This window comes from Kribbella sp. NPDC050124 (genome assembly GCF_044460355.1).
Classification (GTDB): domain Bacteria; phylum Actinomycetota; class Actinomycetes; order Propionibacteriales; family Kribbellaceae; genus Kribbella.
On sequence record NZ_JBITJU010000008.1, the window covers coordinates 217,136 to 240,354 of the forward strand.

Annotated in this window: 22 protein-coding genes; 15 read left to right on the top strand and 7 right to left on the bottom strand. The window is 69.5% G+C overall.

The window, feature by feature from the left end; all coding sequences use genetic code 11:
• Window positions 1-21 precede the first annotated feature (21 nt).
• Both ACIBL3_RS20855 and ACIBL3_RS20860 read left to right on the top strand, forming a co-directional pair.
• Entirely contained in the window at window positions 22-1,602 is a 1,581-nt protein-coding gene (locus ACIBL3_RS20855) for an ABC-F family ATP-binding cassette domain-containing protein (RefSeq protein WP_396355099.1), read from the top strand.
• A 94-nt stretch (window positions 1,603-1,696) separates the two neighbouring features.
• A complete protein-coding gene (locus tag ACIBL3_RS20860) occupies window positions 1,697-3,766 on the top strand; it encodes a copper-translocating P-type ATPase (protein ID WP_396355100.1) in 2,070 nt (689 codons plus the stop codon).
• A 47-nt stretch (window positions 3,767-3,813) separates the two neighbouring features.
• On the opposite strand, the gene ACIBL3_RS20865 is transcribed toward ACIBL3_RS20860, so the two are convergent.
• Window positions 3,814-4,302: a DUF305 domain-containing protein gene (locus ACIBL3_RS20865; RefSeq protein ID WP_396355102.1), complete on the bottom strand. Its 489-nt coding sequence runs from the start codon at window positions 4,300-4,302 to the stop codon at window positions 3,814-3,816.
• Between the two features lie 1,019 nt (window positions 4,303-5,321).
• On the opposite strand from ACIBL3_RS20865, the gene ACIBL3_RS20870 reads away from it, so the two are divergent.
• Window positions 5,322-6,095 (top strand): dienelactone hydrolase family protein, encoded by a 774-nt coding sequence (locus ACIBL3_RS20870; RefSeq protein WP_396355103.1) that lies wholly within the window; start codon window positions 5,322-5,324, stop codon window positions 6,093-6,095.
• Window positions 6,096-6,192: 97 nt separating this feature from the next.
• On the opposite strand, the gene ACIBL3_RS20875 is transcribed toward ACIBL3_RS20870, so the two are convergent.
• Genes ACIBL3_RS20875 through ACIBL3_RS20885 form a run of 3 tightly spaced genes read right to left on the bottom strand, consistent with a single transcriptional unit; the run spans window position 6,193 to window position 9,220 of the window.
• On the bottom strand, window positions 6,193-7,158 hold the full coding sequence (locus tag ACIBL3_RS20875; protein ID WP_396355105.1) for an aldo/keto reductase: 966 nt from the start codon (window positions 7,156-7,158) through the stop codon (window positions 6,193-6,195).
• Window positions 7,155-7,907 carry an SDR family NAD(P)-dependent oxidoreductase gene (locus ACIBL3_RS20880; protein WP_396355106.1) on the bottom strand — a complete coding sequence of 251 codons (753 nt, stop codon included), beginning with the start codon at window positions 7,905-7,907 and terminating at the stop codon, window positions 7,155-7,157. Before ACIBL3_RS20880 ends, ACIBL3_RS20875 begins: the two co-directional genes overlap by 4 nt.
• A complete protein-coding gene (locus ACIBL3_RS20885; RefSeq protein ID WP_396355108.1) occupies window positions 7,904-9,220 on the bottom strand; it encodes an L-fuconate dehydratase in 1,317 nt (438 codons plus the stop codon). Before ACIBL3_RS20885 ends, ACIBL3_RS20880 begins: the two co-directional genes overlap by 4 nt.
• A 109-nt stretch (window positions 9,221-9,329) precedes the next feature.
• Between ACIBL3_RS20885 and folP the strand changes: the two genes are divergently transcribed.
• The 3 genes from folP to ACIBL3_RS20900 are packed head-to-tail and all read left to right on the top strand — an operon-like array spanning window position 9,330 to window position 11,608.
• Window positions 9,330-10,205: a dihydropteroate synthase gene (gene folP, locus ACIBL3_RS20890; protein ID WP_396355109.1), complete on the top strand. Its 876-nt coding sequence runs from the start codon at window positions 9,330-9,332 to the stop codon at window positions 10,203-10,205.
• Entirely contained in the window at window positions 10,205-10,930 is a 726-nt protein-coding gene (locus ACIBL3_RS20895; RefSeq protein WP_396355110.1) for a pyrimidine reductase family protein, read from the top strand. Before folP ends, ACIBL3_RS20895 begins: the two co-directional genes overlap by 1 nt.
• On the top strand, window positions 10,931-11,608 hold the full coding sequence (locus ACIBL3_RS20900) for a class III extradiol dioxygenase subunit B-like domain-containing protein (RefSeq protein WP_396355111.1): 678 nt from the start codon (window positions 10,931-10,933) through the stop codon (window positions 11,606-11,608).
• Here ACIBL3_RS20900 and ACIBL3_RS20905 read toward each other — a convergent pair.
• The gene (locus ACIBL3_RS20905) at window positions 11,601-12,227 is read right to left on the bottom strand and encodes a hypothetical protein (protein ID WP_396355112.1); all 627 of its coding nucleotides are present in this window, start codon (window positions 12,225-12,227) and stop codon (window positions 11,601-11,603) included. The two genes, ACIBL3_RS20900 and ACIBL3_RS20905, sit on opposite strands and share 8 nt — an antisense overlap.
• A gap of 128 nt (window positions 12,228-12,355) precedes the next feature.
• On the opposite strand from ACIBL3_RS20905, the gene ACIBL3_RS20910 reads away from it, so the two are divergent.
• Window positions 12,356-12,997: a hypothetical protein gene (locus ACIBL3_RS20910; RefSeq protein ID WP_396355113.1), complete on the top strand. Its 642-nt coding sequence runs from the start codon at window positions 12,356-12,358 to the stop codon at window positions 12,995-12,997.
• A gap of 2 nt (window positions 12,998-12,999) precedes the next feature.
• Here the strand turns inward: ACIBL3_RS20910 and ACIBL3_RS20915 are convergent, their stop codons facing one another.
• Window positions 13,000-13,974, bottom strand: a complete 975-nt coding sequence (locus tag ACIBL3_RS20915; protein ID WP_396355115.1) for an ABC transporter substrate-binding protein — start codon at window positions 13,972-13,974, stop codon at window positions 13,000-13,002.
• Window positions 13,975-14,050: 76 nt separating this feature from the next.
• On the opposite strand from ACIBL3_RS20915, the gene ACIBL3_RS20920 reads away from it, so the two are divergent.
• The 8 genes from ACIBL3_RS20920 to egtD all read left to right on the top strand — a co-directional run bounded on the left by ACIBL3_RS20920 (window position 14,051) and on the right by egtD (window position 21,903).
• Entirely contained in the window at window positions 14,051-15,064 is a 1,014-nt protein-coding gene (locus ACIBL3_RS20920; protein WP_396355117.1) for a FecCD family ABC transporter permease, read from the top strand.
• A complete protein-coding gene (locus tag ACIBL3_RS20925) occupies window positions 15,061-16,089 on the top strand; it encodes a FecCD family ABC transporter permease (protein ID WP_396355119.1) in 1,029 nt (342 codons plus the stop codon). The genes ACIBL3_RS20920 and ACIBL3_RS20925 overlap by 4 nt, the downstream gene beginning before the upstream one ends.
• Window positions 16,089-16,862 (top strand): ABC transporter ATP-binding protein, encoded by a 774-nt coding sequence (locus ACIBL3_RS20930; RefSeq protein ID WP_396355121.1) that lies wholly within the window; start codon window positions 16,089-16,091, stop codon window positions 16,860-16,862. The genes ACIBL3_RS20925 and ACIBL3_RS20930 overlap by 1 nt, the downstream gene beginning before the upstream one ends.
• The gene (locus ACIBL3_RS20935; protein WP_396355123.1) at window positions 16,859-17,518 is read left to right on the top strand and encodes a (2Fe-2S)-binding protein; all 660 of its coding nucleotides are present in this window, start codon (window positions 16,859-16,861) and stop codon (window positions 17,516-17,518) included. Before ACIBL3_RS20930 ends, ACIBL3_RS20935 begins: the two co-directional genes overlap by 4 nt.
• A gap of 125 nt (window positions 17,519-17,643) precedes the next feature.
• Window positions 17,644-18,870: a glutamate-cysteine ligase family protein gene (locus tag ACIBL3_RS20940; protein WP_396355124.1), complete on the top strand. Its 1,227-nt coding sequence runs from the start codon at window positions 17,644-17,646 to the stop codon at window positions 18,868-18,870.
• Complete coding sequence (gene egtB, locus ACIBL3_RS20945) at window positions 18,867-20,201, top strand: ergothioneine biosynthesis protein EgtB (protein WP_396355125.1); 1,335 nt, start codon at window positions 18,867-18,869, stop codon at window positions 20,199-20,201. The genes ACIBL3_RS20940 and egtB overlap by 4 nt, the downstream gene beginning before the upstream one ends.
• Window positions 20,201-20,941 carry an ergothioneine biosynthesis protein EgtC gene (egtC, locus tag ACIBL3_RS20950; protein WP_396355127.1) on the top strand — a complete coding sequence of 247 codons (741 nt, stop codon included), beginning with the start codon at window positions 20,201-20,203 and terminating at the stop codon, window positions 20,939-20,941. Before egtB ends, egtC begins: the two co-directional genes overlap by 1 nt.
• On the top strand, window positions 20,938-21,903 hold the full coding sequence (gene egtD, locus ACIBL3_RS20955) for an L-histidine N(alpha)-methyltransferase (protein ID WP_396355128.1): 966 nt from the start codon (window positions 20,938-20,940) through the stop codon (window positions 21,901-21,903). The genes egtC and egtD overlap by 4 nt, the downstream gene beginning before the upstream one ends.
• 4 nt (window positions 21,904-21,907) lie before the next feature.
• Here egtD and ACIBL3_RS20960 read toward each other — a convergent pair whose 3' ends face one another.
• Window positions 21,908-23,206 carry an ABC transporter substrate-binding protein gene (locus ACIBL3_RS20960; protein WP_396355130.1) on the bottom strand — a complete coding sequence of 433 codons (1,299 nt, stop codon included), beginning with the start codon at window positions 23,204-23,206 and terminating at the stop codon, window positions 21,908-21,910.
• Window positions 23,207-23,219 lie beyond the last annotated feature (13 nt).

Sequence of the window (23,219 nt, forward strand, 5' to 3'; positions counted from 1 at the left end):
CTCTTTCTGGAGTACACGCATATGAGTCATTCCCTGTCCTGTACGGACCTCTTCTTCGCCTGGCCGGACGGCGACGTGCTGTTCGACGGGCTCAGCTTCGTCGCCGGGCCGGTGCGGTCCGGGCTGGTCGGCCGCAACGGCGCCGGCAAGTCGACGCTGCTCCGGTTGATCGCCGGCCGGCTCACGCCGCAACGTGGGTCGATCCGGGTCAGCGGCGAGCTCGGGTACCTGCCGCAGGACCTCACCCTCGACACCACGCTGCGCGTCGACCAGGCGCTCGGCATCGACGCGGTCCGCCGGGCGATCACGGCGATCGAGTCCGGCGACGCCTCCGAGGAGAACTTCGCCGCCGTCGGCGACGAGTGGGACGTCGAGGAGCGGGCCGAGGCGATGCTGGGCAAGCTCGGCCTCGGTGCGATCGGGCTGGACCGCAGCGTCGGCGAGCTGTCCGGTGGCGAGACGATCCTGCTCGGTCTGGCGGCCGAGCTGTTGCGGCGTCCCGACGTACTGCTGCTGGACGAGCCGACCAACAACCTCGACCTGCGGGCCCGGCGGCACCTGTACGACGCTGTCGACCAGTTCCGTGGTGCGTTGCTGATCGTCAGCCACGACCGGGAATTGCTGGACCGGGTCGACCAGATCGGCGACCTGCGCAAGGGCGACATCACCTGGTACGGCGGCAACCTGACGGCGTACGAGGAGGCGGTCGCGGTCGAGCAGGAGGCGGCCGAGCGGATGATGCGGTCGGCGGAGGCCGACGTGCGCAAGCAGAAGCGGGACCTGGTCGAGGCGCGGATGAAGATGGACCAGCGCCGGGCGCGGGGCCAGCGGGCCTTCGAGCAGGGCGGCATCCCGAAGATCATCGCGGGTGGGTTGAAGCGGTCGGCGCAGGTTTCGGCGGGCAAGCACCTCGGTATGCAGAGCGAGCGGCTGGAGTCTGCGCAGGAGGCGCTGGCCGACGCCGAGGCGAAGGTCCACGACGACGACACGATCCGCGTCGACCTGCCGAAGACCGCCGTACCCGCTGGGCGGATCGTGCTCAAGCTGGAGGAGCACGCGCTGCGGACCGGTGCACAGGTGGAGCTGGAGATCCGCGGTCCGGAGCGGATCGCCTTGACGGGGCCGAACGGGGCGGGCAAGACGACGCTGCTGCAGTCGATCGTGGCGGGGGAGTTGCCGGTGGTGCCGTTCCGGTACCTGCCGCAGCGGCTGGATCTGCTCCGGGACGACCTGTCGATCGTCGACAATCTCGCCCTGCTGGCGCCGAGTACGGAGAACCAGGAGCGCCGGTCGCGGTTGGCCCGGTTCCTGTTCCGGGGGCGTTCGGCGGATCAGTTGGTCAGCACACTGTCCGGTGGTGAACGCTTCCGGGCGACGCTGGCGGCGCTGCTGCTGGCCGAGCCACCGCCGCAGTTGCTGATGCTGGACGAGCCGACGAACAACCTGGACCTGGCCAGCGTCGCGCAGTTGCGGGACGCGCTCGCGTCGTACAACGGCGCGCTGATCGTCGCGAGCCACGACGTGCCGTTCCTGCGGGAGATCGGCATCACCCGATGGGTGGAGCTGACGCCGGAGGCGCTGACCGACATCGAGCCGCTGTAGTACCTCGTCCGACAGCCCCGTCATCCCGTCGGTGGGTGGCGGGGCTTTGTCATGCCCCTTGAAATGAATACCCCTAGGGGGTATGGTCCCGGGTATGGATGAGCACGGTGAGCACAGTCACGAGAGCCACGGCGGCCACGACGGGCATGCTGAGCACGGCGGCCATGCGGGGCATGGGGATCACGCGGCGCAGTTCAAGGACCGGTTCTGGATCAGTCTGGGGCTGGCGGTGCCGGTGGTGTTCTTCAGCGAGATGTTCGCCGACCTGCTCGGATACATGCCGCCGGAGTTCCCCGGCTCGAACCTGATCGCGCCGGTGCTCGGCACCGTGATCTTCTTCTACGGCGGCCAGCCGTTCCTCACCGGTGGATGGAGCGAACTGAAGTCTCGCCGGCCCGGGATGATGCTGCTGATCTCGATGGCGATCACGGTCGCGTTCGTCGCGTCCTGGGTCACCACGCTCGGACTCGGCGGCTTCGACCTGGACTTCTGGTGGGAGCTCGCGCTGCTGATCGTGATCATGCTGCTCGGGCACTGGCTCGAGATGCGTGCGCTCGGCGCCGCGTCCGGAGCGCTCGACGCGCTGGCCGCGTTACTGCCCGACGCGGCGGAGAAGGTGACCGCCGACGGCGTGGTCGAGGTTTCGCTGTCCGAGTTGGAGGCGGGCGACGTCGTACTGGTCCGTTCCGGTGGTCGTGTGCCGGCCGACGGGACGGTGGTCGACGGGCAGGCTGAGGTCGACGAGTCGATGATCACCGGTGAGTCGCGACCGGTCTCCCGCGCGGTCGGCGACCCGGTGGTTGCCGGAACCGTTGCCACCGACAACGCCCTGCGGATCGAAATCACCGCGGTCGGCGAGGACACCGCGCTGGCCGGGATCCAGCGACTGGTCGCGGAGGCGCAGGCCTCGTCGTCCCGCGCGCAGGCGTTGGCCGACCGGGCGGCTGCATTCCTCTTCTACTTCGCGTCGATCGCGGGCGTGATCACGTTCCTGGTCTGGACCTTGCTCGGTGAGATCAACGAGGCCGTCACCCGGACCGTGACCGTCCTGGTGATCGCCTGCCCGCACGCCCTCGGTCTCGCCATCCCGCTGGTGATCGCGATCTCCACCGAGCGCGCCGCGAAGGCCGGCGTCCTGGTGAAGGACCGGCTCGCGCTGGAGCGGATGCGGACGATCGACGTCGTACTGTTCGACAAGACCGGCACGCTGACCAAGGGCCAGCCCGTCGTCACCGGTGTTGCGGCGACCGGCTCGGTGACCGAGGACGAGCTGCTGGAGCTGGCGGCCGCGGTCGAGGCGGACAGCGAGCACCCACTGGCCAAGGCGATCGTCCGGGCGCACTCGGAACGCGTACCGGCCGGTGGGCGGGGGAGTGCGACTGCTTCGGACTTCCGGTCCTTGACCGGTCGCGGCGTCCAAGCGGTTGTCAACGGCAACGAGGTTGCCGTCGGCGGTCCGGCGTTGCTCCGGGAGTACGGCGTACCGGAGCCGGAAGAGCTGGAAGCAGACGTTGCCGCCTGGAAGGGGCGGGGTGCCGCGGTGCTGCACGTGGTCCGGGACGGGCAGGTGCTCGGCGCGGTCGCGTTGGAGGACGAGGTACGAGTGGAGTCCAAGCAGGCTGTGGACGCGCTGCACCGGCGGGGCGTGAAGGTCGCGATGATCACCGGTGACGCGCACCAGGTGGCCGAGGCGGTGGCCGAGGAGCTCGGGATCGACGAGGTGTTCGCCGAGGTGCTGCCGCAGGACAAGGACGCCAAGGTCGCGGAGCTGCAGGCCCGTGGGCTGAAGGTCGCGATGGTCGGCGACGGCGTGAACGACGCACCGGCCCTGGCCCGCGCCGAGGTCGGCATCGCGATCGGCGCCGGCACCGACGTCGCCATCGAGTCCGCCGGCGTCGTGCTCGCCGCCGACGACCCGCGCGCGGTCCTCTCGGTGATCGAGCTCTCCCGGGCCAGCTACCGCAAGATGTGGCAGAACCTGGCCTGGGCGACCGGCTACAACGTGATCACGGTCCCGCTCGCCGCCGGCGTACTCGCCTTCGCCGGAGTCCTCGTCTCGCCGGCCGTCGGCGCGATCCTGATGTCCGTCTCCACCATCGTCGTGGCTCTCAACGCCCAACTCCTGCGCCGCCTCAACCTCAACCCGGCCGATCTGGCGCGCTGACCGACTGCTGCCGGGCTCCCCGCTCCGGGGAGCTCGGCAGTCTGCTGTCAGTTGCTCTCGAGGAGGTTCTGCATCGTGGCGATCTCGGCAGTCTGAGCTGCTTGGATCTTCTTGGCCAGAGCGATGGCGGCGGGGTCCTTGCCGTCCTTCTGCTCGGCCGTCGCCATGGTCACGGCGCCTTGGTGGTGCTTGATCATCAGCTGTATCCAGGCCTTGTCGAACTCGGCGCCCTTCGCCTTGCCGAGCTGCGACATCTCCTCCTCGCTCATCATGCCCGGCACCACCTGATGCTGGACGCTTTGGTGCCGGTCACCAGCCACCACACCATGCGGCTGAGCCTCCGCCCCATGTGCCGCAGCCTGCGTCGGCGGGGCAGCCATCGCCGCATCGTGGTGAGCAGCCTGCGTCGGCGGGGCAGCCATCGCCGCATCGTGGTGAGCCGTCAGCCCGTGCATGGCAAATACCGCAGCCAGCAGCCCAAGCACACCAATCACACGCAGCAACAACAGTCTGCGCACCCCGGCCCGATCATCCATCCCGCCCGAGGCTACAGACCAGCGCGACCCCACCCCACCGCCCCACCGCCACGCCAGCGGCCCACCGCCGTACGACGGGATAACCCCGCGAGTGCAGCCTTCTCCCCTCGTACACCAGGGGAGAAGGCTGCAGTCCAGGGGATATCCGGCTGTTGTGTTGGATGTGTGGGTGATGCGGGCATGTCGGGTCAGCGTGCGGCTCGACAGGTAGTGCACCGCGTCCCGCCGTACACCCCGCCGACACCCACGCTCAGGTGCACTACCCAGCCCCGGACACCACCTGTCCAACTGCCCCCTTGCCCGATGCCGGCCCCAAGTGGTGCGACAGTCGCCGGAGGGTTGGACAGTTGCCGGGAGTCGAGCAGTTGCCGGGGGCTTGGACAGGAAGCCGTGGGCGGGGACCTGCTATGTCCTGTCCTCACCCACCAGACGGTGTTCAAGCCCCCGCCTTCTGCCCGGCACCTACCACCATCCGGACTGACCGGCCACTCCACGAGGATTCACGCGGTGCCCATCCAGCTCACACCCCTCGGCAGACACGCGAGCCGATCGCGGCCAGTGGCCGCGGCCGGCTACTCCAGTTGCGGCTGGCGGGTTGTGGTGGTCGCTGGCGGGATGCAACAGGGCAGCGGTAAAACAACCCGCCAGCCAGCGGCTCCAGGACTGCTCGGGCGAGTCCACGAACCCCACGCAGGGACAGGCAGGACTGCTGTGCGGCGAGCGCACCAACCTGCACGGGGACGGCAGGACTTCTGCGACCCAAACATCCAACACAAGAGCCGAAATAGCCTGCTTACGGCCACGAGAAGGTGTGCAAGGCTACCGTCTTTGCTGGAAATTGGCGGGCGGGATGGGGTGGGGGTTGGTAGCGTGAAGGTGGCCGTGTGAGTGTGAGGAGGTGGGACCCATGGAGGTTGTTCGTACGTGGGTGCTCCCCCTCGTCGCCACGGTCGGGCGATCGACGTAGGGGTCGCCGGGAGCGCCGGACAGGTTTGGCACTCCCGAGAGGCAGTAGACCTATGCATTCTTTGCGTTTCACCAACGAGACATCGTCGAACGGTGTCGTCGAGTGCGACTTCATGGTGGGCGACGTTCCCGGCGTACTGTGGTCGCCCGCGTCCGGTCGCGAGCAGGCGCCGCTGGTGCTGATGGGGCACGGCGGCGGCATGCACAAGAAGACGCCGGCGCAAGCGTCTCGCGCCCGCGAAGCCGTCACGCAGTGGGGCTACAACGTGGCCGCCATCGACGCGCCCGGGCACGGCGAACGCCCGCGTACGGCGGACGACGAGCAGGCCCGACTCGACCTCCGGCGAGCGCTGACGGACGGCGACAACGAGCGCTTCAAGTCGGTCAGCATCCGCTTCGCGATCTCACTTGCGGAGCGCGCCGTACCGGAATGGCAGGCGACCCTGGACGCACTCCAGGAGCTGCCCGAGATCGGGGTCGAGGCACCGATCGGGTACGGCGGCGGCATCTCGCTGGGCACCGCGATCGGCGTACCGCTCACGGCCACCGACTCCCGCATCTCAGCTGCCATCTTCGGCGGCGGCTTCTTCGTGTACGACGAGCAACTCGAGGCGGCCCGACGAATCACCGTCCCGATCCAGTTCCTCCTGCCCTGGGACGACGAACACGTAGACCGCCAGTCCGGCCTCACCCTGTTCGACGCCTTCGCCAGCCAACACAAAACCCTCCACGCCAACCCAGGCGACCACCGCACCATCCACTGGCTCGACCTGGACACACAGTTCCTCCCCCGCCACCTCGGCCGAGTCGCAACCTCACCCGCCTAACCCACCCGAGGCTCACCCAGGAACTGGTTGGTGTGAACAGCAAATATCCTGTTCACACCAACCAGATGGTCTCCAAGCCACCGCCTTCCGGCTGGGTTCAGCCGGGGGTGGGGGCGTCTTCGCGGAGGAGGCCGGTGGATTTCAGGTCGGTCCAAAGGGCAGCCGGGATCTCGGTTCGGGCCAGGGCTGCGTTGGTGTGGACCTCGGCGGGGGTGCGGCAGCCTACGGCGATGCCGGCCACGGCGGGATGGGACAGCGGGAAGGCGAGGGCCGCGGCGGGAAGGGTGACGCCGTGGGACTCGCAGACATCCGCCAGCTTGTTGGCCTTGTCGACCAGGGATGCGGCCGCCGGGGCGTAGTTGAAGGTGGCGTCGGCGGCCGGACGGGGCTGGGAGAGGAGGCCGGAGTTGAAGATGCCTACGGCAACTACCTGGACGTCGTTGGCGACGCACGCCGGGAGTACGTCGTCGAGCCCGTCGGGGTCGATCAGGGTGTAGCGGCCGGCCAGCATGATCACGTCGATGTCGATCTCCTGGACGAACCGGGTGAGCATCGCGCTCTGGTTCATGCCGGAGCCGATGGCGCCGATCACGCCCTGGTCGCGCAGTTCGATCAGGGTCGGGAAGGCGGTCGCGACGGCCTCGTCGTAGTGGTCGTCCGGGTCGTGGACGAAGACCACGTCGAGCCGGTCGGTGCCGATCCGGCGCAGCGAGTCCTCGATGCTCTGCAGTACGCCGTCCCGCGAGAAGTCCCAGCGCCGACGCCGAGTCGAGTTGATCGCAAAACCTTCGTCGTCGGTGGCAGCGTCCGAGGCGGTGTAGATGATCCGCCCGACCTTGCTCGACAGCACGTACGAGTCCCGCGGCTTGCCGTCCAGGCCCAGGCCCAGTCGCTCCTCGGCCAGCCCGAGACCGTAGTGCGGCGCGGTATCGAAGTACCGCCAGCCCTCGTCCCACGCCGCGTTGACCGTGGCGACCGCGGCGGCGTCGCTGACCTCGCCGAGCAGGTTCCCGATCGGCGCGCCGCCGAGCCCGATCCGCTGGTCAGACGGGAACAGCTTCATGACCGCGCCGCCGGAAGCCGGAGGTTCTGCATCCCGCCGTCGACGGCAAGCGCCGTACCGGTCGTCGAACCCGACAACGGGCTGGCGAGGTAGGCGATCGCGGCGGCCACTTCGTCGGCCGAGACCAGCCGACCCATCGGCTGGCGGGCTTCGAGGGCGGCCCGTTCCGCCGCCGGGTCCGCGGCGACCTCGAGGAGGCGGCCGACCCAGGGCGTGTCCGCCGTACCAGGGTTCACGCAGTTCACCCGGATGCCTTCGCGAACGTGGTCCGCGGCCATCGCCATCGTCAGCGCCAGTACGGCGCCCTTCGACGCCGAGTACAACGCTCGGTTCGGCAGACCCGCGGTGGCGGCGATCGAGCAGGTGTTCACGATCGCGGCGGCCGAGGACTTGCGCAGGTACGGCAGCGCGGCTCGGGTCACCCGGGCGATGCCGACCACGTTCACGTCGAGGACGCGGTGCCACTCCTCGTCGTCGTTGGCCGCGACCGTGCCCTGGGCGCCGATGCCGGCGTTGTTCACCACGATGTCGATCCCGCCGAGCTGCAGCGCGGCCGCGGCGACCGCGTCCCGGACCGAGCTGTCGTCGCTGACGTCCGTGGCGATCCCGGTCAGTGGCTCGGTGACGTCAGGCTTGAGGTCCAACACGACCACCTGCGCACCGCGCGAGGCCAGCAGCGAGGCGGCCGCGAGACCGATCCCCGAGGCACCTCCGGTCACCACGGCCTTCAGGCCGGCGAAGTCGGTCACTTGCCCTCCTTGGTCAGGTCGGTCCAGATCTTGCCACTCGGGTACCGGTAGTCACAGAGCGTCTCAGTATCCATCTCGGCCCCGAACCCGGGCTTCAGCGGCGCGACGTAGTGCCCGTCCTTGATCACCACCGGGTCCAGGAAGTGCTCGTGCAGGTGGTCGACGTACTCGATCACGCGGTCCTGCGCCGAACCGCTCACCGCCACGTAGTCGAACATCGACAGGTGCTGCACCAGCTCGCACAGCCCGACCCCGCCGGCGTGCGGACACACCGGCACACCGAACTTCGCGGCCAGCAGCAGGATCGCGATGTTCTCGTTCACCCCGGCGACCCGGGCCGAGTCGAGTTGCAGCACCGACAGCGAGCCGGCCTGCAGCAACTGCTTGAAGACCACCCGGTTCTGCACGTGCTCACCGGTCGCGACCCGGATCGGCGCGATCCCGGCCGCGATGGCCGCGTGCCCGAGGATGTCGTCCGGGCTGGTCGGTTCCTCGACCCACCACACGTCGTACGGCGCCAGCGCCTTGACCCACTTGATCGCGTCGGCCACGTCCCACCTCTGGTTGGCGTCGATCGCGATCCGGATGTCCGGACCGATCGCCTCGCGGGCCAGCCGCATCCGCCGTACGTCGTCGTCCAAGTTGGCGCCGACCTTCAGCTTGATCTGGGTGAACCCCTCGGCCACGGCCTCATGACAGAGCCGGACCAGCTTGGCGTCGTCGTACCCGAGCCAGCCGGGAGTGGTCGTGTACGCCGGGTAACCGCGCTCGCGCAGCAAAGCCTCCCGCTCGGAGCGCCCGGCCTCGGCGGCGCGCAGGATCTCCAGCGCCTCCTCGGGCGTCAGTGCGTCGGTGAGGTACCGGAAGTCGATCAGGTCGACGATCTGCTCGGGAGTCAGGTCGGACAGCAGCTTCCACAGCGGTACGCCGGCCCGCTTGGCGGCGAGGTCCCACACGGCGTTCACGACTGCGCCGATCGCCATGTGCATGACGCCCTTCTCCGGGCCGAGCCAGCGCAGCTGCGAGTCGTGCACGAGGGAGCGCCAGAACCCGCCGAGGTCCTTCAGCGTCGCGTCGAGGTCGAGCCCGATGACGTGGTCGCGGAGCGCCTCGATCGCCGTGGTCTGAACGTCGTTGCCGCGGCCGATGGTGAACGCGAACCCGTGCCCCTCGAGCCCGTCGCCGGCGTCGGTCCGCAGGATCAGGTACGCCGCGGAGTAGTCCGGGTCGGTGTTCATCGCGTCGGAGCCGTCCAGGTCCAGCGACGTGGGGAAGCGGACGTCGTACGTCTCTAACTCGGTGAATCGTGGCATGAGGACCCGATCTGCAGCGGTGGGCGGACTGACGCGTCGAATCCTATAGGATATGTGGCGACTTGGGCAGTGCTGGGCGGGTGGTGGTCCGCCCTATACAGTCGCTCCCATGACGCAGCGCGGCGTACTGCGACTGGGCGGCCGGTCGTTCGGGGTGGGCGAGTTCGCCCTGATGGCGATCGTGAACCGGACGCCGGACTCGTTCTTCGACCGCGGCGCGACGTACGCGACCGAGGCGGCGTACGAGGCGATCGACACGGCGGTCGCCGACGGCGCGGACCTGGTCGACATCGGCGGCGTCAAGGCCGGGTACGGCGAACCCGTGAGCGAGGCCGAGGAGCTTCGCCGGACCGTGGACTTCGTCGCCGGGATCCGGTCCCGGCACCCCGGGCTCGTGATCAGCGTGGACACCTACCGCAGTGGCGTCGCCCGCCGGGTCGCCGAGGCCGGCGCGGACCTGATCAACGACACCTGGGCGGGCGCGGATCCGGAGGTTGCCGCGGCCGCCGCCGAGTTCGGCGCCGGGCTGGTCTGCAGCCACGTCGGCGGCCTCTCGCCACGCACAGACCCGCACCGGATGGCGTACGACGACGTGGTCGCCGACGTGATCCGTACGACGACCGCCCTCGCCGACCGCGCCGTCGCCGCCGGGGTCCGGCCGGACGGGATCCTGATCGACCCGACCCACGACTTCGGCAAGAACACCCTGCAGTCGCTCGAACTGACCCGCCGCCTGGACGAGCTGGCCGCCACCGGCTGGCCGGTCCTGGTCGCGGTGTCGAACAAGGACTTCATCGGCGAGACCCTGGAACTGCCACCGGGCCAGCGCGGCAACGGCACGCTGGCCGCGCTCAGTGTGTCGGCCTGGCTGGGTGCCCGGGTCTTCCGCGTGCACGATGTACCGGCCGCGCGGCAGGCACTCGACCTGATCGCCGTACTGCGGGGCACCGCCCAGCCCGCCGGAACCCGAAGGAGCCTGGCCTGATGCGTCGCCTGGAAGACCTGTCGGACGCGGAGTTGACGGCGGCCTACGAGCCGGCCGACCGCTCGGTGCCGCACCTGCGCGCGAACTTCGTCAGCAGCCTGGACGGCGCGGTCGAGATCGACGGCCAGTCCAAGGCGTTGTCGAGTGACTCGGACAGCCGGTTGTTCAGCCGGATCCGGATGCTGGCCGACGTCGTGATGGTCGGCGCCGGGACGATCCGGGACGAGGGCTACAACCCGCTGCGGCTGTCGGCGGCCAGCCGCGAGTGGCGCCGGGCCTCCGGCCTGCCGGAGAACCCGACCCTCGTGGTCGTGTCGTCGCGGCTCGAGTTGAGCCCGGTGAACCCGATCTTCCAGTCGGCGGTGCGGCCGATCGTGGTCACGCACTCCGCGTCCCCGCCGGAACGCCGTGAAGCGCTGGCCGAGGTGGCCGAGGTACTGGTGCTGGGAGCGGCCGAGGTCGATCTGACCGCAGTCGTGAAGGAGTTGGGCGAGCGGGGGATGCCGCAGATCCTCTGCGAGGGCGGTCCGCACCTGCTGGGGTCGCTGACCGAGGTGGACCTCGTGGACGAGCTGTGCCTGTCGCTGGCGCCGTTGCTGGCCGGCCCGGGCGCCGGACGGATCACGGCCGGTCCGGAGACGACACTGACCCGGCGGATGAGGCTGGAGACTGTGCTGACGGCAGACGACGGGTACGTGTTCCTCCGCTACCTGCGGGAGGCGTGAGTGCCCGTCATCAGTGCGGCAGTCTGCCCGCACCCGCCCTTGCTCGTCCCGGAAGTCGCCTCAGGTGCAGCGGGCGAGCTGGACGACCTGCGCGCTGCCTGCCTCGCCGCAGTCGACCACCTGTCTGCTGCGGACCGCCTGCTGGTGGTGGGCTCGGGGGATGAGCAGCAGTACGACGGGTCCGCCGGCGGCTCCTTCGGTGCTTATGGCGCTCCCGGTGTGCTGGTGGGCACAGGGGACGCGGTGCTGCCGCTGTCGTTGGCGATGGGCGCGTGGCTGCTCGAGCAGAGCAAAGCGGTCGGACTGCCGCGCTCGTACCTCGCGGTGTCGCCGGACACCCCGCCCGCGCAGTGCTTGGCGCTCGGCCGTGAGATTGCCGCAGGCAACGACCGGGTCGGTCTGCTGGTGATGGGCGACGGCTCTGCTCGGCGCAGTGAGCACTCCCCGGTCCACCTGCATCCGCGCGCCGAGGTCTTCGACACCACTGTCGCGACTGCGCTGGGTCGCGCTGATTCCGTAGTACTGGCTGCTCTTGATCCCGACCTCGCCGCCGAGCTGCAGGCGGCTGGGCGCGCACCTTGGCAGGTGCTGGCCGGAGTGCTGGAAGGGCTGTCTGGCAACCTCTCCTACCACGCGGCCCCGTACGGCGTCGGCTACTTCGTGGCCACCTTCAGCTAGGGACAGGCGGCCAGCGGTCAGCGGTGTCGGCCAGGTCGTCGCGACCGGCTGCCCGCAGCTGTTCGACCAGCTCCGAGCGAGCAGCCTGTACGGCGGCCACCGCGGCGTCGGCGGTGTCGTGTGGACCCGACCAGTTGCATACCGCGTCACCGGCGTACCAGTCACCTGTGGACGAGCGCCGTACGTGAGACGCGGCCAGACGTGCTGCCGGTAGATCGGCTGCGGCCAGTTGGATGACGGCGTCGACCGCTACGACCTCAGCGTCCAGGTCCAGCAGCGGCCGTAGCTCGACCGCGTCCGTCAGGACGAACTCGTAGCCCGCAGGTGCATGCTCGGCCAGCCAGGCGAGCGCCTCCTGAGCGGTGTCCTGCAGCAGCCTCGCGTTGTCGGGGTCGGCCAGCGTCTGCACACCGCACAGCCGCGTGTGAGTGGGGCGAAGCTCGTTCTGCCAGAGGCGGACCTGCAGCTCTTCCCGCCCCGACAACCGCCGCCCGAGAATCCGCGCCAGCCCGACCACATCGAAGTGCAGTTCGTCCACTGTCCGCGTCCGGCCCGGTCGGCCGGGCCGGGTGCCCCGCGTCGTCCATGCACCCACATGCCACCGCTCCAGCGCCGTCATAGGCCCGACCCTATCGACCGCCCCACGCCGGTCACTCTGTGCTGTGGACTCGGTCACGGTTTTGGTCCATGGTTGAGCATCACACCGGTGGCCGGGGGGCCATCGAGTATCACGTGGGGGGAACCACAGTGAGCCAGACCAAGACAGGCACGCCTGCCGGAAAACCGGACGAGCAGAAGGGCGATGCCTGGCACCGGCATCCAGCGTTGATCGCGGCGATTCCCGCGGTCGGCGCGGTGATCGGCGCGGCCTTGACCATCTTCCTGGGCCAATCCGGCGCGCTGCCCGCCGCCATCAACCCGGCACCGGCGCCGACCACCGTCCTCGCGACCCAGACCGTGACCGCCAGCAGCACGATCACCGAGACCGTCCTCCAGACCCCGACGGTCGACCCGACGACCGAGCCCTCCGGCACCGTCCCGACGCTGGAAACGCCACCGCCGGGCAAGCTGGCCGTCACCATCCGGATCGGGAGCGGAGGCAAGATCGGGCCCGCCGAGTACCAAGCCGGTGCCACTCCGGGCGCGAACGCCGACGTGTTCGACGAGACCGGGCGTCAACTGAACCGTGGGTGCTACCCGACCTGGACACTCAAGCGTGGGCAGACCACCGTGCACTCCGTCCGTGGGACGGCGTGTGAGGGCAACGGGTTCACGATGTTCAGCTTCCGCGACGCACTGAAGACGCCCGGGCTCTACCACCTGACCGTCTCGGTCGTCACTGATGGCGGCGCGACCGGCACCGCCACCGCGGACTTCAAGGTGAGCTGAAGTCAGGCCTTGGTGGGCGCCGGGACGTCGAAGGTCTTGGCGAGGTCGGTGAGGATGACCCAGGCGCCCTGCAGGCCGACGGCGGTCATCCAGGTGAGGTCGGGGACCTCGTGCACCTTCGGGGCCAGCGGCTGCCAGAGCGGGTTGGCCTTGAACTGGGCCGCGGTCTTGGCGCTCAGGCCCTTCTCGTCGGCGTACTCGGTGACGAAGATCGCGTCGCCGTCGGCGTCCTTGATCCGCTCCGGGCTGATCTCCAGCGCGAAGTCCTCGACGTCCTGCGACTTCGGCCGGGCCAGCCCGGCGTCCTTCAGCACGATGCCGGAGAAGCTCTTCTTCTGGTACAGCCGGGTCGGCCCGTCGACGAACCGGACGATCGAGATGGCCGGGTTGCCGGCCTTGGCGTTGATCGAGTCACCGACCGTCTTGGCGGCCTTCTCGTACGCGGTGATCTCCTGCTCCGCGAGCTGCTCCTGGCCGAGCGCCTTGGCCTCCAGCCGGATGTTCTCCTTCCAGGTCGGCCCGGTGGTCTCCGACATCACCGTCGGCGCGATCGCGGACAGCTGGTCGTAGAGCTTCTCGTGCCGGACCTTCGCGGTGATGATCAGGTCCGGGTCGAGGGCGGCGATCTTCTCCAGGTTCGGCTCAGCCAAAGTGCCGACCGCCTGCGCCTCCGACCCGTACGTCGTCCGGTCCTCGCCGAGGTAGTCCGGCAGCTTCCCGTTGATGCTGCGGTAGTCGGTGTACCCGACCACCGGGGTGTCCAGGATCAGCGTGGCGTCGACGAAGCTCGCGTCCAGGGCGACCACCCGCTTCGGCTTGGCCGCGATCTCGGTCGTGCCCATCGCGTGCTCGACGGTGCGCGGGAAGCCCGCGTCCGAGCCGGTCGCGGCCGATGGATCCTCGTCGGACGAGCCGCCGCACCCGGTCAGAGCGAGGGCGGCGACAGCGAACAGGGCGGTCAGGCGGGTCAGACGCACGGGTGTTCTCCTGGTGGGACGAGGGCGCAGGTTAAGGTGGCTCACCACCTCAGTGAAGTAAGGCAACCCTAACCATATGCGCTCCGCTACCCCCGTCGCACTTCCGGTACGGCGTACCCTCGCGCTGCTGATCCTGGTCGCGATCCTGGCGCTGGCGTTCGCGGCCAGCCTCGCGTTCGGATCCCGCTGGCTGGGTCCGGGCGCGCTCTGGCACGCGTTGACCGCGAACACCGGCTCGGACGCCGACGTGATCGTTCGCAGCCTGCGCTTCCCGCGGACCGTGGTGGCGGTGCTGATCGGGATCTGTCTCGGCATCGCCGGCGCACTGATGCAGGGTCACACCCGGAACGCGCTGGCCGAGCCGGGCATCTTCGGAGTGAGCTCGGGCGCCGCCTTCGCCGTCGTACTCGGGCTGCAGCTTGGACTGGTCGAGTCGGTGGCGTCGACGGTCTGGGTCGCGCTCGCGGGCGCGCTGCTCGCGACCTTCGGGGTACAGCGGCTGGCATCTCGGGGGAGTGGCGCGTCGCCGGTCGGCCTGGCGCTGACGGGTGCCGCGGTCGCGGCGATGCTCGGTGCGGCGACGTCTGCGATCGTGCTGCTCGACGCGAACACGCTGGACAGTTATCGCTTCTGGGCGGTCGGTTCGGTGGCCGGTCGCGGGCTGGACGTGGCCGTGCAGGTGCTGCCGTTCGCCGTACTCGGTCTGCTTCTTGCCCTGGTCAACGCGCGGGATCTGGACCTCCTGGCCCTCGGCGATGATGTGGCTGCCGGCCTGGGGTTGTCGATCCGGCGTGCGCGGCTGGTCGGGCTGGCCGCGATCGGGTTGCTCACCGCGGCGGGCGTCGCTGCCTGCGGTCCGATCGGGTTCCTCGGTCTGCTGGCGGGGCACGTCGCGCGGCGGATGTTCGGTGCCCGCAACAGTTGGCTGATCCCAGCCGCGGGACTGATCGGTGCGACGTCGCTCGTGCTGGCGGACCTGGTCGGTCGCCTCGTCGGCGGTGCCGGTGAGGTCCAGGCCGGTGTGGTTCTCGGCATCGTCGGAGCGCCCTTGTTCGTGCTTGTCGTCCGACGTCGCGCGGTGGCCCTGTGAAGTCGCGGACGGTCTTCCTCAGCGTGCTCTTTGCGGCGCTGGCCATTGTGGTGGCCTTGGTCTCCTTGAGTGTCGGTACGACGAAGCTGCCTGTCGCGGATGTGGTCGAGGTACTGCTCGGCGGCGGTCGCCGCGGCACCAGACTGGTCGTCCTCGAGCTCCGCCTGCCGCGTGTAGCGACCGGTCTGCTCGTCGGCATCGCGTTCGCAGTGTCCGGTGCGCTGCTGCAGACCCTGTTGCGCAACGCACTCGCCAGCCCGGACATCGTCGGAGTCAACTCAGGTGCGTCCGCCGGTGCGGTCGCCGTGATCGTCCTCGCCGGCACCGGTGGCGGGAACATCTCTGGCGTCGCAGCCAAGGTCGGCATCCCGCTGGCCGCCGTACTGGGTGGACTCATCGCGACGCTGATCGTGGGTGCGTTGTCGATTCAGCGTGGCGTGGTCGACGCGGGGCGGGTCGTTTTGATCGGCGTCGGTGTCGCGGCGGCGGCCAACTCGCTCGTCGCGTGGTTGCTGGTGATCGGCGACGTCAACGACGCGGGCCGGGCTGCCGCATGGCTGGCCGGTTCGCTCAACTCGCGCGCGTGGAGCGACGCCGTACCGGTCGGGCTGGCCGTGTTGCTGTTGGTGCCAGTGGCAATGATGTTCAACCGGGACCTGTCCGCGCTGGTGCTCGGTGACGACGTCGCGTCGTCGCTGGGTGTGCGCGTGGCCCGGATGCGGCTCGCGCTGCTGGTCATCGCGACTGTGCTGGCCGCAATGGCCACCGCAGGTGCCGGGCCGATCGCGTTCGTCGCACTGGTCGCTCCGCAGATCGCGCAGCGGCTGACCAGGATGGAGAGGCCGCCGCTGCTGACCACTGCGATGCTCGGCGCGCTGTTCGTCGTACTGGCGGATCTCCTGGCCAGGAACGGGTTGCAGTGGTTGCAGGTCGGGCCGTACGAGCTGCCTGTCGGCGTGGTCACGGCCGCGGCGGGTGCGCCGTACCTGCTTCATCTCATCGGTCGCCAGCAGAGGGGACGCTAATGCACGTAGAGAACATCACCCTCGCGTACGGCGCCGATGCGCCGGTAGTGACCGGGTTGACGCTGGAGGTGCCGGCGGGGCAGCTGACTGCCGTGGTCGGGCCGAACGGATCAGGCAAGTCGACACTGCTGCGCGGCATGAGCCGGCTGCTGACCCCGCAGAGCGGTCAGGTGCTGCTGGACGGGAAGGACATCCACCAGCTGCCCGCCCGCGAGCTGGCGCGGCAGCTCGGCGTATTGCCGCAGGGACCGGTCACGCCAGAGGGGATCACCGCAGCGGAGCTGGTGTCGCGTGGACGGCATCCACACCGTGGGCTGTTCGGTCGGCTCACCGCCGAGGACGACCTAGCGATCGACCAGGCGCTCGCAGCCGTCGAGCTGACCGAGCTGCGGGAGCGGCCGGTGGATCAGCTGTCCGGTGGGCAGCGGCAACGGGTGTGGATCGCGATGGTGCTGGCGCAGGGCACGCAGCACCTGCTGCTCGACGAGCCCACGACGTACCTGGACCTGGCCCATGCCGTCGATGTGATGAACGTGGTGCACGCGGCTGCCGCGTCCGGGCGGACTGTGGTCGCCGTACTGCATGACCTCACCCTGGCTGCCCAGTACGCCGACCACCTGGTGGTGATGGGGGAGGGCCGGATCGCGGCTGAGGGGCGGCCGGTCGACGTACTGACCGAGAAGTTGCTGGACGACGTGTTCGGGCTGCAGGCCACCGTGGTGGAGGTCGGAGGCGCGCCGGTCGTCGTACCCGACCGTAGGCTGGCCGGGTGACGTACTCCGTCGGCCGCCTGGCCGCCATCGTGGACGACGCGGTGGCGTGGGTGTCTGTGCGCGTTGCGGACTCGGTGCCGGGGCCGGAGTGGGTGTCGTGCGCGGAGGTGGTCGCGGAGCAGCAGGCCGGCGGCGACCCGACGTACGGGTGGCGGAAGACGGTGCGGGAGGACTACGCCCGCGAGTACGACATCGATCCGCCGGTGCGGATCGCGGCCATGATCACGCTGATGTGGTACGTCCAGGTGCCGGCTGTCATCGCCGGAGTGGCTACCGCGGTGACCGGCATGTCACCGGACGTGTCGCCGGCCTCACTGGCCTTCCGGCGGCATCCGACCGCGCACTACCCGTTCGAGGTCGCGCTGCTCACGGATCAGGTCGTCACGGTCGACGAGGCGGCCGCACAGCTCGACAAGCACACGACGGCGTTCCTCGAGTCGTACAGGCCCGAGGTGAAGCTCGGCTCGCTGCAGCGGTTCGGGGCGGTCAAGGACGAGCTCCGGCAGGCGATCCGGATGCCGGAGGAGGCGCCGTACGCCGACCGCGCGGCCGCGGCCTTCGACGTGTCGCTCGAGGACACACTGCGCATCTCGTGTTGCTACTACTACGCGCTGCCGAACATCAAGGCGTGCACGACCTGCCCCCGATTTCGCTGAGTTCAAAAAACTGTCGGTGGGGGCGGGCACGATGGCCGGCATGACATTTTCAGCGTGTCCGGCGTCACCGACGGGTAACCCGCCGTCGGTTGTCCGGCTTGTGGTCCAGAGCTAGGTTCGACGACGTGACCTCGCCCGGTGATGCTCCGGCGACGACTCCGATCGGCTCCCGGGCCGATGCGGAGGGGTTCGTCGCGATGGTCTGTTTCAAGCACGGTCCTCCGCTACTGCACGGCGTCGAGCTGGAGTGGACCGTGCATCACGCGGAGGATCCGCGGCGGCCCCTCGACGCCGATCGACTCAGCAAGGCCCTGGGCGATCATGCCCCCGCCACCCTGGTCCGCGGCAGCCCGCAGCTGCCTCTCGGCCGGGGTGCTCTGGTCACTGTGGAACCGGGTGGCCAGGTGGAGCTCTCCGGTCCCGCCCTGGAGTCGATCCCCCGGTTGATCGACGACACTGCCGCCGACGCGGCCGAACTGACTTCTCTCCTTCTCGAAGCGGGGCTCGTCCCGGGCGATCACGGCCTGGACGCCTTCCGCACCCCCCGCCGCATCCTGACCGTCCCGCGCTACGCCGCGATGGAGGCCGCTTTCCAGCAGCTCGGTCCACACGGTCCACGGATGATGTGCAGCACGGCCGGCCTGCAGATCTGCCTCGACGCCGGCGAACCGGATCAGACCGCTCTGCGCTGGCGTGCCCTGCACGACCTCGGCCCGGCTCTGGTCGCGCTGTTCGCCAACTCGCGACACCGGGCGGGCGCTGACACCGGCTGGGCATCCGCTCGCACCCAGGCGACCTTCGGCACCTGCGCTCCGTTCACCGAGCCGCCGCCGCTCGACAGCGACCCCGCCGCCGCCTGGGCGCGGATGGCGATGGAGGCACCGGTGCTGTGCTTCCGCCGTGGCGACAGCTGGGACGCACCGGCCGGGCTGACGTTCGGCGCCTGGGCGGACGGCGCGCTGCCCGGCGACAGACCGACGTACGACGACCTCGAATACCACCTGTCCACGCTGTTCCCGCCGGTGCGGCCGCGCGGGTATCTCGAGGTGCGCTACCTCGACGCGCAGACCGGCGACGGGTGGATCGCCCCGACCCTGCTGCTCACCGCTCTGATGTCCGGCGCGGTGCCCATCGACCATGTGCTCGCTGCAGCCGAGCCTGCGGCCGGGCGCTGGTTCCCGGCCGCGCGCGAGGGCCTCGAGGACAAGGCAGTCCTCGACGCCGCCCGCGCAGTGGTCGAGCTGGGCACCCGTGTGCTGGACCAGACCGGAGTCACCCCCGAACTCAGCGATCAAGTCGCGACCCGACTCCATCGCATCGTCGACGACACCCCTGGAAGGCGAGCTTCATGACCCAGCAATTGTCCGAACTGTCTGCAGAGGGGCTGCGCGCGTACGTCGCCGAGCAGCTCGAGCGGTCGCGGGCGCGGACCGTCCAGCTGGCCGACGCGGTCGACACCGACGACCTGGTCAAGCAGCACTCCAAGCTGATGTCCCCGCTGATCTGGGACTACGCGCACGTCGGCAACCAGGAGGAGCTCTGGCTGGTCCGTGACGTCGGCGGCCGCGAACCGCTCCGGCAGGACATCGACGAGCTGTACGACGCGTTCATGCACCCGCGCGCCGACCGCCCCGCGCTGCCGCTGCTCGGCCCGGTGGAGACCCGGCGGTACGTCGTCGAGGTACGGGACAAGGTGCTCGACGTCCTCGACCACGTGAAGTTCGACGGTGGCCGTGAACTGGTGGACAACGCGTTCGCGTTCGGCATGATCGCGCAGCACGAGCAGCAGCACGACGAGACCATGCTGGCGACGCACCAGTTGCGTGCCGGTGTCCCGGTGCTCGACGCGCCTCCGCCTCCGACCGGACGCCGCCTGGCCGCGCCCGAGGTGCTCGTGCCGGGTGGCGTCTTCGAGATGGGTACGTCGGTCGAGCCGTGGGCGCTGGACAACGAGCGACCGGCGCACGCCGTACACGTCGCGCCGTACATGATCGACACGGCGCCGGTCACGAACGGCGACTACCTGCGCTTCGTGCTCAGCGGCGGGTACGGCGATCGGCAGTGGTGGTCCGCGGACGGGTGGGCCCACGTGCAGAAGACTTCGCTGACCGGGCCGCGGTTCTGGGAGCTCGCGGATGGTGAATGGTGGCGGGTGCGGTTCGGGCACCAGGAGCGACTGCCGCTGGACGAGCCGGTGATGCACGTCTGCTTCTACGAGGCCGAGGCGTACGCGAAGTGGGCCGGGAAGCGGCTGCCGACCGAGGAGGAGTGGGAGTTCGCGGCGCGGTTCGACCCGGCCACCGGGCGGACCCGGCGGTTCCCGTGGGGCGACGAGAGCCCAGGGCCGCAGCACGCGAACCTCGGCCAGCGGCATCTCGGACCGGCGCCGGTCGGGGCGTATCCGGCGGGCGCGTCACCGCTGGGCGTCGAGCAGCTGATCGGCGACGTCTGGGAGTGGACCTCGAGCGACTTCCGGCCGTACCCGGGCTTCCGTGCCTTCCCGTACGACGAGTACTCGCTGGTCTTCTTCGGTTCCGACTACAAGATCCTGCGCGGCGGCTGCTTCGGCACCGACGAGGTGGTGGCTCGCGGGACCTTCCGGAACTGGGACTACCCGATCCGCCGGCAGATCTTCGCCGGCTTCCGCTGCGCCCGGGACCCCCGCCCCGAGGAGCTCGCCTAGTGTGCCGGCACCTGGCCTACCTGGGCCCGCCGGTCACTCTCGCGTCCCTGGTCCTGGAGCCCACCCACCCCCTCTACGAACAAAGCTGGGCCCCCAACGACATGCGAGGCGGCGGCACAGTCAACGCCGACGGCTTCGGCCTGGGCTGGTACGCCGACGGCACACCAGTCAGGTACCGGCGGAACGTGCCGATCTGGGCTGATGACAACCTTCCCGGCTTGGCTGGGTCCATCCGGTCCGGGGCGGTGATCGCCGCGATCCGCAACGGAACGGTCGGCATGCAGCTCGGCGAGTCCGCGGTGGCGCCGTTCCGGACGGGGAAGTGGTTCTTCAGCCACAACGGGAGAATCCCGGGTTGGCCGGACTCGGTGGTGAAGCTCGCCGAGCGACTCCCGGCGGCCGAACTTCTCCGCCTCGATGCACCGACCGACTCCGCCCTCCTGTGGGCGCTCATCGCCGACCGCCTGGGCTCCGGCGACCCGGCTGACGTTGTCGCAGCCGTCGTACGAGAGGTCGAGGCGGCGGCGCCGGGGTCGCGGCTGAATGTGTTGATGACTGACGGGGAACACCTGATCGCGACCACCTGGACGCACTCGCTGTGGGTGCGGCAGACCTCCGACTCGATCACCGTCAGCTCGGAACCGTTCGGAGCCGACGGCTGGACCGAGGTACCCGACCACTCATTGCTCGCGGCCACCGCCACCACGCTGCGCATCACGCCGATGGAAGGACAGTTGTGACCCAGATCGACGTACACCTGACTCCGGACTACGCCGCCCGCACCCTCCGTGAGGACGTCCGGGCCGGGCTGACCGCAGAGCCGAAGTGGTTGCCACCGAAGTGGTTCTACGACGCCCGCGGCAGCGAGCTGTTCGAGCAGATCACCCGCCTGCCGGAGTACTACCCGACCCGGGCCGAACGCGAGATCCTGCAGGCTCGTGCAGGTGAGATCGCGGCGATCACCAAGGCGCACACGCTGGTCGAGCTCGGCTCGGGTTCGTCGGAGAAGACGCGGCTGCTGCTCGACGGGCTGCGTGACCACGGCACGCTGACGACGTTCGTGCCGCTCGACGTGTCGGAGTCCGCGCTGCGTGACGCCGCGGACGCGATCAACGTGGACTATCCGGCCCTCGACGTCCACGGCGTGGTCGGCGACTTCACCGCGCACCTCGACAAGCTGCCCGGTGACGCGCCGCGGGTGGTCGCGTTCCTTGGTGGGACCATCGGCAACCTGCTGCCGGCCGAGCGCGCGACCTTCTACGCCTCGGTCCGCGACGTCCTCGAGCCGGGGGAGTGGCTGCTGCTCGGCACCGATCTGGTGAAGGACCCGAAGACTCTGGTTGCCGCGTACGACGACAGCGCAGGGGTCACCGCGGAGTTCAACAAGAACGTGTTGCGGGTGATCAACCGCCAACTCGGCGCGGACTTCGACGTGGACGCGTTCAGCCACGTCGCGATCTGGGACGCCGACAACGAGTGGATCGAGATGCACCTGCGCGCCGACCGGGCGATGCGGGTACTGATCCCGGAGATCCACCTCGAGGTCGACTTCGCCGAGGGGGAGGAGCTCAGCACGGAGATCTCCGCCAAGTTCCACCCGCAGACCGTCCACGCCGAACTGGACAAAGCGGGCTTCACCGAGGCGGCCTGGTGGACCGACTCCGAAGCCCGCTTCGCCCTCTCCCTCTGGCAAGCCGTCTGACCAGCTAGCCCCCTTGCTTGATCAGCGCGTTGATCTTCTCCACATATCCCTGGAGGTCAGAGACGGGCTTCTTGCCGTTGAGGATCGGCAGGTAGTTGGCCGTGGTCAGGTCGGCGACCTGCTGCGCCCACTGGGTGGTGTACCGCACGCCGACCGTCTTCTCGGCGGTCAGACCCGACTTCACGGTCTCGACGACGGTCGGCTGCTGGGCCTTGGTCAACGCGTCGAAGTAGCTCGTCTGCGCCGGGGTGTAGGCCGGCGGCGCCACCGGCGAGGCGGGCAGTACGGCGTTCCACACGTCGGTGTTGATGTACTGCAGCACCTTGAACGTCGCGTCCTGGTTCTTCGTGTACGACGGGGTGCAGACACCGACCGCGTCGTACACGGTCGCCGGGGTGTCGACCTGCGGCAGCGGAGCGAACCCGTACTTGACCTTCGGCTTGTCGGTCTGGAACCCGGCGGCCAGCCACTGCCCGCCGAACATCATCGGCACCTTGCCGGCCGCGAAGAGTCCCTGCACGTTGGAGACGTCGTACCCGGGCGGCGCGACGGTGCCGGACTTGATCGCGTCGACCAGCTTCTGCACGCCCTCGGTGTACTTGCCGTCGGCCTCGGCCTTGGTCGGGTGGTTCACGTTGTCGGTGAACGGCGCGCCGCCGGCCGAGACGGAGTACGTGCTCATCGTGAACGGGCCGTCCAGCGCGGTGAGCGGGTCCGCCACCAGGCCGTACTTCGCCCCGTTCTTGCCGGTCAGCTTCGCGGCGGCGGCGTACATCTCGTCCCAGGTCCAGCCGGCCTTCGGCTCCGCCAGCCCCGCGGCCTTGAAGGCGTCCGCGTTGTACCAGATGCCCGACACGTTCATGAGTGACGGCAGGCCGCCCATCTGGCCGTCGGCCGTCTTCCAGTTCTCCATCGCGGACGGGACGAACTTGTCCGCCTTGAAGTCCCCGTCACCGCTCTCGATCTTCTCGGTCCAGTCGACCAGCAGGCCCTGCGACGTGTACTGCTGCTCGGTGTCGTTGCCGCACCAGAACAGGTCCGGCAGCTTCTTCGCCTGGGTCAGCGAGGCCAGCTTGTCGCCGTAGTTGCCGCTCGGGGTCTCCAGCAGCTCGACCTTGATGTTGTCGTCCTTGAACTCTGCCAGCGCCTTCTTGATCGCGGCGTTGGTCTGGACGGACTCCCACGTCATCACGGTCACGGTGACCGGGCCGTCCGCCGTACCGCCGGAGTCCGAGCCGCTGCACGCCGTTGCCGTCAGCAACCCGGCCAAAGCCAACGTTGTAGCAAGGTGGATGCGATTCACGCCGATGTTCCCC